The sequence below is a fragment of the Nostoc sp. CMAA1605 genome (assembly GCF_021596505.1).
GTDB lineage: Bacteria > Cyanobacteriota > Cyanobacteriia > Cyanobacteriales > Nostocaceae > Trichormus.
The window spans coordinates 1-10,717 of sequence record NZ_PJIZ01000137.1 but is presented as its reverse complement, the minus strand read 5'-3'; the positions used below and the strand labels follow the sequence as shown (position 1 = coordinate 10,717).

The following is a 10,717-nucleotide window of genomic DNA, read 5'->3' as shown; positions in this document are numbered from 1 at the left end:
CTGACTCGCGGCTAGTAAAGCACGGCTTTCTATTGCTGCATTTTCTGGCTGGTTTTTAGCTACGTAGGCTAAACCACGTGTAAGTGCCACAGTGCGTTAGTAGTGGGAAGTGCGGCATCAGGTTTAGGTGTTTGTAAAATGTCATCCCAATCGCCAAAACGAGCTTGTATTAATAATTTCTGCCCGAAAAATCCCTCTAGCATGGATAAATGAGGGTCGATAGCACTAATATGACTAACTAATTGATCTGCCGCTTGCAAGGCTTCTTGATGTTTACCTGCCATACTGCTGGCGACCATCAGAAAATGTATATTATGGGTGAGATATAGCTGAGGATAAATGCCTTTGATTTGATTGTGACAGATGTAAGGTACATCTTGAGCGATCGCCAACTCATTGACTCGCATTGCTCCGGCATAATCTCCGACGCGAAAATAAATATGGCCTGTCATATGTACTAAGTGTCCAGCCGCAGGGACTAAAGTCTCTAACCGTTCGGCACTTTCTAGGGCGCGTTCTGGATGCAATGAGGCTTCTACAGCATGAATATAGTAGTGATTCGCACCTGGGTGATGAGGATTTTTTTGCAGGACATATTCTAAAACAGCCACAATTTTGTTTGTCCCTGGCTGTGGTTGACCGTCATGTGTCCACAGTTGCCAAGGATGTAAATCCATGAGGCTCTCAGCATATAAGGTGGCTGCGTCTACGTCATCAGGATAGCGTTGAAATAGACTTGCCATTGCTTGGGCATAGTCCACATCTAAGGGATGTAAATCTGCATTGGGATTTGCGAATAACGTTTTGCTAAAGTATGAATATAATCTCGTTCGGGAATTGATGCTTGCACAGCCAATTCGGCAGCTTTTTGGATGGCTTGATAAGCGGCTTGTTCTTTTCCTTGGTGACTACTGAGTTAATATTAGGGCCAAGAGCCAGCGCAATTCCCCAATAAGCCATTGCCATTTGCGGGTCGAGTTCAGCCGCGCGTTGAAAAGAACGCACAGCCTCATCATGATTGAACCCATAAACAAGATTTAAACCCTGGTCGAAAAACTTTTGTGCTTCCGGGTTTTGGGTAGAAACTGGATGGTGATATATTCCCAGTCCTGGGATTAAAGTATAGGGTTGTTTGGTTTGGGCGATCGCGGAATTAGAAAATAATAAAGATAGTACAAGTACCCAAACTGTCAATAAGTATTTCATGTTCAAGTTACCTGTTAGACAGCTTTTTTATCAGCCACCTAAATTACAGTTGCTTGAGTATGTTATACGCATCTTTCCTATTGCTTAAGATGGTAGAAATCAAAATTTAAATTGTAAATTATGAATATTTCTTGCCAGTTAACTCAAATTTGTGGCTGAGGCACGTATTTACTAAAATTTATATTAAGTAGAACGACTAGAAATAACCAAACTATATTAAGCAAGATAAAAATACTATGATTCAGTTCGTAGTAAGGACTTTAGTCCTTTTCTGTTCGCGTAGCCTCTCGTAGAGAAGAGAGAACTAAAGTTCTCACTACAAACCTTTAAGTATTTACCCTGTTCTACTTAAATACTTAAAAAATACTCTGACTTTCGACATCTTTATGAATTGATATAGGGGACAGGTTTCTGAAGTTATTTCCCAGTCCCCAGTCCTCAGTCCCCAATCCCCTATACCAGTTAAGCTGCTTCTCTAAATTGAGTCGAGACGTTGACTTCAGATAATGAAAGTGAAAGCTGTTCAGACTGAGGTGCGGCGGCTTGTTCTAACACTTGTACTTCTATATTGACACTGACTAAATAACTACCCGTGTCAGCACCAACTGCTTCCGCAATTAATTTGGCAAGATCAGGACGCTTTGCAGTCAGAGGATCTCTTAAGATGCAACGATCCCATTCGTGTTTGGCTGTGGGGTTGAGATTGAGAATGTAATGTTTCATCATTGGACTAGACCCTTCTTGAATCCCTCTTCCAGAAGCTCTTGACATGGTTTTTCTACCAGGCTTTGTGAGTGCTGTATCTATTATAGTACATATGTACTATAAAGGGAAGATGCCAGCCAAAAATCATCTGTGCGGAAAGCCAGTATTTCGTTGCTAAGTCTATGCAAAATTACATAGCGTGTTTAGATATACGAACCTAATTAAATTAGAGCAGAATTTATATATCTAATGGCAGAATTTATTGCAGACAATAAATACTAAATAATAACTATTCCGATCACCTGACGAACTTGATTTAATTATCTACCGATTGCTATTTAGGCAACGGTAGATTTTTTAAAAATTTACGTCAATTTTTAATTAAAAATCCACTATAGATTCCACATCTAAAATTAAGGATTGCAATACATACACTGGGCTGGATCGGCAAATTTATCTCCATGAGGAAATAACTTTTCCTCTGTAAAGCCGCATTGATGACATTCGTATAGAACTTTATAAATTAGTGTTGTTGGTGTATGGCAAATTTCACAAGGTAATCCTGGAATACGTTCTGTAATTTCAAATCCAGGTGTTTGACATTGAGGACAACAGCTATTGATTTTATTGAGTAAGTTTTGTGTGGCTTTAGCAATATTATTCATGCGCGTAGGGTTGTAAAGCGCGCGCATATCAGTTTCTAAGTGAACTGTTTTTTCTGGTGCGCTTGTCAAAGCTAATTCTACTAATTCTGTTAACTTGGCTTTTGTATTAATCCCTTTGATGATTTCACTCTGGTGAGAAATAGAATTTTCATACATTAGCACTAGACCATGTTGAGGAAACCCTATTTTTTCAGCAAATTCATATGCTTCATCGAGGGAACTAATTACCTGATGATTAAAGTTTGTCTCTAGAGAAAATTCTTCACCGATAATTTCTAAATTATTGATTTTATCTAATAAAATAACTATCTCGCGATTAGCAGAAAGATAAGGTAATGCAGGATGAGGATGAAAACTACCTTCACTGGCGATCGCTAATTTTTCTCCAGTAATTTCTAAGGCTTTTTCGGCTTTTAATTTAGCGGCTGCGATTTGTGTACCCAGACGTTTAACTTCTCTAGTGAATGTGCCGAAAATATCTGTATCAAAATTCTGGGGTACTATGGTTTTAATGCCTAATTCCTGTTCTAATAGCGGTGCAATTACTTTTTCTTTATAGTGCATTGTGGCGATCACAGCCGTGCGATCGCTAAATAATTCCTGAACTCTACCCATTAATTAAACTCCCTATGAAAAAGGTAAAAGGCAAAAGGCAAAAGGCAAAAGACAGAATTTTCTATCAATGCCCAATGCCCCATTCCCAATGCCCAATTTAAGCATTACCCGATAATAAAGGAATATTTTCCGCTATCGGATCAGTCACAATTACACCTTGCTTTTGTGACCAAAATTGACTTAAAAAATGAATTTGTCTCAATCCAACTAGTAAATTTAAACCAGGAATAAACAACCACCAAACTACAAGCGGTGCTTTCATCCCAGCTTGGCAGTACAATTCATTAACTGTTTGATATAACTTGAATTGAACTATATAAATCCAGATAATCCCTAACAGAGAAAACCAACCAAACCACCCAGGTACATCAGGATCAAAAATCCGTAAAGCTTGGGGAATTCCTACACCTAATACAAAAGGTGCTAGACTCAAAGTCCCTGACCAACCAAACCCGTTATAGCGGCGTAGTTCTTCTTGAATAATCCACTTGTACCAGCCGTAGTACAACAACCCAGTAACTACAGACAACAAAATTACTCGCCACAAAGGACGGGGTTGACCTAATGGTTTATCGGACATATTTACGCCTGAGATATCACAACATTTTTCTTAACATTTCTTAATGTAGGATATCTCAGGTGATCTTGTCTAACTTTGTTCTTGAGGAATTTGTGGAATTTGGGCTGTGAGTTTCTCTTTATCTAATCTGCGTTTTCTCGCGTATAGCTGAATAGTCACCGCCATGAAAATAATCAGGCCGAAAATCAGCCATGCTGTGAGGTCAGTGGGAAGATTATTCTTAAACACCGCCAGCATCACGATCACTACTAGCATGACTGTGGGTGCTTCATTCAAAGCCCGTAACTGTTGACTACTCCAGCGACATTCATCGGCGGCTAATTTCTTCATTAATCTACCGCAGTAGTGGTGATAAACCAATAACAAAGCGACACACAGCAGCTTGAAGTGTAACCAGCCTTGTTTTAAAACCTCTGGTTCTGTACTCAGCAAACCGATAGCCATTGCTACCGTCACCAGCATTCCTGGGGTTGTAATGATGTTGTAGAGGCGTTTTTCCATAATTTGATACTGATTTTTCAGTATCGTCCGTGCTGGTTCTGGTTCTTGGTTAGCTTCTACGTGATAAATAAATAACCTTACCAAATAAAACAACCCCGCAAACCAAACCACAATCCCAATAATATGAAATGCTTTAAACCAGGAATATGCCATGAAGTGCAACCTACCTTTATGAATCTCTGCTTTTGATGATGGCTATTACTATCATTATCAGGTTACGGCAAAACATGATTTGTCATTACAGATATTTGAAGAATTGTAAATTATGGAGTGTGGGGACTTAGGGGCAGAGAGATGATAGTTTTGACATTGATTTTACGGTCAATACTCACCTTTTGATTGTTAACCTACATTTTGGATCTCTCTACTCGCTTTTTTAGGCAAATCGGTAAAACTTTAAATTAATAGAAGTCATCAAATAAATTTAGCCAAAACTTCACTTGATATTTGTTAATTGATCGCATAACCTAGATTGTCAGCTATCTTCTTTCAGGAAGGTTATGAACAAAAAACTCATACTGAATTTGTTTGCTAGTTCCTCGGTTTTCGTTTCCTTAATGTCGACAATGGGAATCATTAACCCTGCTCATGCTGGTGTAAACTTAACTCAGCGATTAATACACACTGATGATGGTCGTACCTGTATTACTAATCCTCACGGTATGAAAGATTTTGTGTGTATTCGAGATTCCGAAAGAGACCCAAAAGCGTCTCCCCCACTAAATCAATGGTAGTTTCATCACGTCCATCAGATAATTCAGTGGCTGAATTGAATTTTACTGAGGAAGAAAGTGATCTGGCAATTAAGGTGTTTGGTTGTGACTGTCCCTATTGTCTGAATTCCTTGCGGCAATTACGGGGAACTGGCAACTTGGTGTACTAGATTTGAGCCGTAATTCAGCACTTTGATGTTTGTTTTGATTTTGAGTTGATTTAGTCAGTAAAAACCAGCATTTTTGTAACCAAATGCTTTTGAAATAGATGAGTGGTTGATAATTGAATATACTTAAAGCCTTGGTAAAATTTCTGGTAGTAAATGCCCAGGGACTTTAGATAAAGCCAAATTTTGTCCTTGAATTCCTAACTCATTGTGGAAAGCACGGATTGTTCTAACTACATAAGAGAAAGAAGTTTGATAGGCTTCTGGTTGTTTAGTCAACCCATTTAAAGCTTGTAAATGATTTGTTAATGCTGCTTCTAAATGTTGCGATCGCTTGCTTTTATCGCCAATAAAAGTATTATCTGTAACTAACTGGTAATGGGCAAGTCCCAGGTTATTGTAAGTGGCAAATAAATCAAAACTTAAGGGTGCGTTACCTAGAGAATTAGCCAAAGCAATGGCCTCTTCATAAGCACTAATACATAGTTGTAATAAGTTTTGTTTAGCTTCTTTAGGTGTTTGCGCCAAGTTTGCTAAGTGCCAATAAGCTGTGCCTAAATTATTTTGTGTGGCGGCGCAAGCAGTAGGAACATTAGCAGGAGTCCTGTATTTTAAAGCTTCACCGTAGACATCGATCGCTAGCTGGAGATTTTCCCCTGGTTGTTCATACTGTGCTAAATTCCAGTAGGCTGTACCAATATTATTTTGAATCATCCCATATTTGAGGGGTTCTGCTTGGGGACTATAGTAAGCTAAGGCTTGTTTGTAAGCTGCGATCGCTTTTTTCAAATTAACAACGGCTTGATTGTATTGTGCTAAATGCCAGTAAGCTGTACCTAAATTATTTTGACAAGCCGCATACTTTAAAGGATCTGATTCTACAGTTCTGTAGCGTAAAGCCTCAGTGTAAGCTACAATCGCCTGTTGCCAATTCTCAGCCGGACTACCAAACCGCGCTAAATCTCCGTAGGCTGTTCCCAGATTATTCTGCACCCGTGCATAAGTCTCAGGATGGGTTTGGGGAGAAATGATTTTTAAAGCCGAGTTATAATACTCAATTCCTTGTTCTATGTAGGTTTTCCCTGTTTGTATATAGGTTGGGGTGCGGTACAACATCCAATAGAGTGTACCTAAATCATTGAAAGTATCTGGCAATTGTGGCGATTTTTCATCGTAGGCGATCGCCTGCTGATAAGCAATAATCGCCACCATGATATTCTCTAATATCGATTGTCCTTGCTCTATGTGTAAGCGATATAAATCACCTAGTTGATGATAAGCAGCCGCTAAAACTTCACCAACAGCTTTTTGTGAGTGTAATTTCTCAATTTCCCGCAGCAGTTCTTGTGGTTGCCACTCATCTTCCCCAACTAGAGTTGTGACATGATCATTGGTGGCTAAAACTAATTTGACTAACTCTTGGCTAACATGAGTCAACGACAACAATGATAAATTATCAATCTGACTAGATTTAGCAACACTTTCCGGTTGTTGTCGTTGATTAGTGAATAAGTGAGTGTCTGCGGCTGAAGACTCTTGCTTGAAGTTGGAATACTCATCTTTTGGTGTTATGGGTAATTCCAGAGCTTCTCTATACTCAAACTCAGTTTCAGTCGGAATTGCTACTTCTGTATCTCTACCTGCATCTTCTAACATTGATTGCTCAGTATTGCCTAGTGGCAAACCCCTAGAATTAGTAAAACGTTCGGGATGCGATTTATTTTGTGTTGTCGGTGTGGGTTCTCCAGCAAAAACAAACACACCAGTCCGCCAACGCCAAAACTGTGGTGCTGACTGCTGAATAGCCGCCAACCAAGGACGTGATAACCATAACAGTACACTAGATTCTAGAAACCGATTCGACTCCTGAGCAAAAAAATATTGTTCGCTTAAACGTAGATAATGCAAAAATAATCGTTGACTGGCTACCGATTGTTTTGTCAACTGTTCCACACCAACAAGCTGAAATGTTGGTATGGGAAGAGGTTTTCCAGGAGTATCTTTAGAACCACCCACTATAGGGGGTGGATAATTCCTTAACCATTGATTAATTTGTTCGATGGGATTCGGCTCGTGCAAATTTAACCGCAATGTTACTAATCGAGGATAAGCCGGTGTACTAGTCGTTTCCTTTCCATCACCTGGCTGATATAAGATTTGTCCCACAGGATAAGCCAAAGTTGAATGTAAACGAGCCGCTACTTGATTCCTCAAGTGCAAATCATCACATACCGCTAAAAAGATTTGTCGCCGCAAACCAAGGCTGAGGGCAAGTTTTAGGCGGTGATATACTTGCCGATTCCAAGCAGAATTATCGGAACGGGCGGGATCATTCATGCTCATGAAGTTCAACGGCCAAGGTAAATAAGCAAGGAACAGGGGAGAAAAGCCGCATGATTAATAGACGCGGTTTTCTCAAAAGTCAGGAAGTTATCACCCGCTAAGGGTGTTAGTGTATCAGAACAACCTGAAGAAGATGCAAGCTAGATGCAGCGTCTTAGAGAGAAGTTCAGCCTTGAAATTGATCATTTTGCTGAAACCTCCATCAGTTTAAACTTTCTTCAGGGTGGATTAAAGCAAAATGAATGTCTAAACTATGACTATGAACAAGTAAATATGACTATAATCAGGATAAATCTATACTAAATTTTTTATTTTGGATCTCTCTTGTTTCAGTTTTGGTGTTTGTACTGGTATAAAAGAGTTTTTGACTGAATAGAATTAATCTTCATAAAAAATAAAAATCCAGGTTTCTAGCAGATGGAAACCTGAAACACATAATAAAAGGAATTTTTGATTAAATTTTCTTATTCTTAGCTGAGATTAGAAACAGAGAAAGCGACGAAAATCAGACCACCAACCAAGATTGTCGCTGCAACACCTAAAATCACATAGTTGCGCTTTTGTGCTGCTGTCGGAGGTTCAGCACGATAAACCTTTGGTTCTTGGGCAAAATTATTTAAACGTCCGCCTTCTTCGTTGGTATAGGGCATGAATTAATTCCTTGGACTCAATTTTTTATTTAATCTTATAAAGATATATATCTGCTATCGATCAGATCAGATATAAATCGTTACATAATTTGAGAGATATTGACATTAGGCAGTATCTACGAATTATCAGCAGATTCAACAATCGTGCGTGGATGTACTACCGTAAATGCTCTCACGGTCAAAAGCTTCATTCGGGAAGCTTAAGCCTGTTTGTGGAAGTTGCTCAACCCATTCTCGAAAATCCTTTACTCTTTCTGTGGGAGTTGCTCTTTTCCAAAATGGTTCACTTGTAGCTAAGTTTTGGGTTTGACCTTTAACTAAAACAATAAACTCAGCAATTTTTTCTAGTTGACTCTCACTAAGTTGATCTATTTCTTGCTTTAGAGTATCTCGCAGCATAGCTGATAGTTGTTAACTGGAGTATAAAAACTCTGATTGAAATCTCAAGCCCCATCTTCTAGCTCAGTAGCCAAGTGGGCAGGGCTGTTTCACTCCCTAAAATGCGTAAAATTACAAGATTCAAAGAGATAAAAAATGAGCATAAGCGCACAACTTTATTCAAAAATCTTTGCGCCTTCAACTCAAAATATGTGATTTTTCTTTGCGTCTTTGCGCCTTTGCGTGAGATTATCCTCTTGACAAATCTCCAACACAAGTAAATGAAACAGCCCTGCTTCAAGTGGGGGCGTTCGACCAGAGTTTAATTCTTCTAAACGCTTCTTCCATCCTACTAACTCGCTTCAAAAGGCGATGCCTGGAAGATTAACTAACTAATCGTACCAGTCAGGGGAGAACTAGCACTGGCATGGGTTCTTATGGGCATTCGTCCGGCTAAATAGGCTAAACGACCGGCTTGTGTGGCTAAATTCATGGCGCGCGCCATTGCTACAGGATTTTGAGCTAAAGCGATCGCACTATTAATTAATAACGCATCTGCCCCTAATTCCATTGCTTGGGAGGCTTCTGAAGGTGCGCCAATTCCCGCATCCACAACTACAGGTATATTGGCATTCTCAATAATTATTTGGATATTTGCCGTTGTTTTTAAACCCTGTCCTGAGCCGATGGGTGAAGCTAAGGGCATAACAGTTGCACAGCCTACCTCCTCCAGTCTTTTAGCTAACATCGGGTCAGCATTAATATAAGGCAACACGGCAAAACCTTCTTTTACCAGTTGTTCGGCAGCTTGTAATGTCCCGATGGGATCAGGGAGTAAATATTTCTGATCTGGAATCACTTCTAACTTAATAAAATTATTATCTTCCTGCCCCAATAGTTTCGCCATTTCTCGCCCTAAACGCGCCACACGAATTGCTTCTTCGGCAGTTTGACAACCTGCGGTATTGGGTAACATCCAAATTTTTGACCAATCTAAAGCTTCTGCTAAACCTTCATGTCCTGGTGCTTTTGTCTGTACCCTTCTCACCGCCACAGTGACGATTTGGCAACCACTAGCCTCAACACTTTGCTGCATTTCCTCGATGCTGCGATACTTACCTGTACCAGTCATCAGGCGGGAATGAAAGGTTTTGCCAGCGATTGTGAGGCCTGAGTCTGGAGTGCTGAGTTCTGAGTGGGTAGAGACATGATTGATTGCATCTTGACTGGAAAGCGGGGAGTGGGTGAGCATGGGGGTAGATGGCTGTTTTTGAAAGCGAGAATAGTGGAAATGGGAGAGGAGGGGATCTGATTTTTGCTCCCAAACTAAATCAGCGATGAGTTGGGCAGTGATGGGTGTAAGTAAGATACCGTTGCGGTAATGACCTGTAGCTAAGGTGAGATTTGCACAATGGCTAGTGCCTAAGATGGGCAGTTCATCGGGAGTTCCAGGGCGGAATCCCCACCAAAATTCTTGTATGGGATAATGCTGTAGTTCTGGGTATAAACGAATTGCGCCTTGCAGTAAAGCTTGCATACCATCGGGGGTGTTATGGGGAGTAAAGCCCACATCTTCACTAGTTGCCCCAATAATAATGGAGCGATCGCGCCTGGGTACGATGTAGATATTGTCTCCAAATAACACCCGCTTTAAAGGCAGTTCTGGCTGAGAGTCGGGAACTCTGACACTCAACATTTGCCCTTTGCGGGGAAATACAGGGATAGGTAGTAATTGATTAGACCAAGCACCCGTCGCCAAAACATAATGGTCAGCCCGAATGATGCCCATATTAGTTTGGACACCTATAACCTGACCTTGTTGTTGTAAGAAAGCTTCGACTGTCACACCATCCTTGAGTTCCACACCCAAAGACTCAGCCGCAGCCCACAACACATGAACTAAAGCCCGATTATCAACCTGAGCATCTTCTGGGTACCACCAACCACCAACGACATCTAAGCCTAATCCTGACTGATATTGATGGATAGCAGTTTTATCTAACCAATACGCAGGCGATTCTCCCTTGTCTTTTATATCCCCCTGCTGCTCATAAACAGGTGCTAAAATTCCACAAGCCCAGTAACCGGTCTTTAAGCCCGTTAAATTCTCTAATTTTTGTGTCCAGTCTGGATATAATGAGCGCGATCGCCAGCACAAAGACTTCATCGCCCCATCAGTAATTCTTTCTGCATC

General features: G+C 40.4%; 10 protein-coding genes and 1 pseudogene. 1 reads left to right on the top strand and 10 read right to left on the bottom strand.

Translation table 11 applies throughout. From position 1 onward, the window contains the following. Positions 1-68 precede the first annotated feature (68 nt). The 6 genes from CV014_RS27940 to hemJ form a co-directional block, all read right to left on the bottom strand. Complete coding sequence (locus CV014_RS27940) at positions 69-743, bottom strand: tetratricopeptide repeat protein (protein ID WP_236144997.1); 675 nt, start codon at positions 741-743, stop codon at positions 69-71. Between the two features lie 64 nt (positions 744-807). Continuing rightward, entirely contained in the window at positions 808-1,206 is a 399-nt protein-coding gene (locus CV014_RS27935) for a hypothetical protein (RefSeq protein ID WP_236144996.1), read from the bottom strand. Positions 1,207-1,668: 462 nt separating this feature from the next. Continuing rightward, positions 1,669-1,932, bottom strand: a complete 264-nt coding sequence (locus tag CV014_RS27930; RefSeq protein WP_236144998.1) for a hypothetical protein — start codon at positions 1,930-1,932, stop codon at positions 1,669-1,671. A gap of 392 nt (positions 1,933-2,324) precedes the next feature. Next, on the bottom strand, positions 2,325-3,191 hold the full coding sequence (locus tag CV014_RS27925; RefSeq protein ID WP_236144995.1) for a DUF6671 family protein: 867 nt from the start codon (positions 3,189-3,191) through the stop codon (positions 2,325-2,327). Positions 3,192-3,288: 97 nt separating this feature from the next. Further along, positions 3,289-3,771 (bottom strand): hypothetical protein, encoded by a 483-nt coding sequence (locus CV014_RS27920; RefSeq protein ID WP_236144994.1) that lies wholly within the window; start codon positions 3,769-3,771, stop codon positions 3,289-3,291. Between the two features lie 69 nt (positions 3,772-3,840). Then, a complete protein-coding gene (gene hemJ, locus CV014_RS27915; RefSeq protein ID WP_236144993.1) occupies positions 3,841-4,425 on the bottom strand; it encodes a protoporphyrinogen oxidase HemJ in 585 nt (194 codons plus the stop codon). Between the two features lie 347 nt (positions 4,426-4,772). On the opposite strand from hemJ, the pseudogene CV014_RS27910 reads away from it, so the two are divergent. Next, positions 4,773-5,155: pseudogene (locus CV014_RS27910) on the top strand (hypothetical protein). A 123-nt stretch (positions 5,156-5,278) separates the two neighbouring features. Here CV014_RS27910 and CV014_RS27905 read toward each other — a convergent pair. From CV014_RS27905 to thiO, 4 genes are all read right to left on the bottom strand, one after another. Continuing rightward, on the bottom strand, positions 5,279-7,495 hold the full coding sequence (locus tag CV014_RS27905) for a tetratricopeptide repeat protein (protein WP_236144992.1): 2,217 nt from the start codon (positions 7,493-7,495) through the stop codon (positions 5,279-5,281). Between the two features lie 470 nt (positions 7,496-7,965). Next, a complete protein-coding gene (gene psb34, locus CV014_RS27900) occupies positions 7,966-8,145 on the bottom strand; it encodes a photosystem II assembly protein Psb34 (RefSeq protein WP_103135787.1) in 180 nt (59 codons plus the stop codon). Positions 8,146-8,280: 135 nt separating this feature from the next. Beyond that, positions 8,281-8,544, bottom strand: a complete 264-nt coding sequence (locus CV014_RS27895) for a hypothetical protein (RefSeq protein WP_236144991.1) — start codon at positions 8,542-8,544, stop codon at positions 8,281-8,283. A 367-nt stretch (positions 8,545-8,911) separates the two neighbouring features. Continuing rightward, positions 8,912-10,717: glycine oxidase ThiO (gene thiO, locus CV014_RS27890; protein ID WP_236144990.1), on the bottom strand; the 1,806-nt coding region annotated here is incomplete at its 5' end.

Excerpts from the sequence above, each read along its gene's own strand:
- CV014_RS27940 (WP_236144997.1), bottom strand. The coding sequence starts at position 743 with ATGGCAAGTCTATTTCAACGCTATCCTGATGACGTAGACGCAGCCACC.
- CV014_RS27935 (WP_236144996.1), bottom strand. The coding sequence starts at position 1,206 with ATGAAATACTTATTGACAGTTTGGGTACTTGTACTATCTTTATTATTT.
- CV014_RS27930 (WP_236144998.1), bottom strand. The coding sequence starts at position 1,932 with ATGATGAAACATTACATTCTCAATCTCAACCCCACAGCCAAACACGAA.
- CV014_RS27925 (WP_236144995.1), bottom strand. The coding sequence starts at position 3,191 with ATGGGTAGAGTTCAGGAATTATTTAGCGATCGCACGGCTGTGATCGCC.
- CV014_RS27920 (WP_236144994.1), bottom strand. The coding sequence starts at position 3,771 with ATGTCCGATAAACCATTAGGTCAACCCCGTCCTTTGTGGCGAGTAATT.
- hemJ (WP_236144993.1), bottom strand. The coding sequence starts at position 4,425 with ATGGCATATTCCTGGTTTAAAGCATTTCATATTATTGGGATTGTGGTT.
- CV014_RS27905 (WP_236144992.1), bottom strand. The coding sequence starts at position 7,495 with ATGAGCATGAATGATCCCGCCCGTTCCGATAATTCTGCTTGGAATCGG.
- psb34 (WP_103135787.1), bottom strand. The coding sequence starts at position 8,145 with ATGCCCTATACCAACGAAGAAGGCGGACGTTTAAATAATTTTGCCCAA.
- CV014_RS27895 (WP_236144991.1), bottom strand. The coding sequence starts at position 8,544 with ATGCTGCGAGATACTCTAAAGCAAGAAATAGATCAACTTAGTGAGAGT.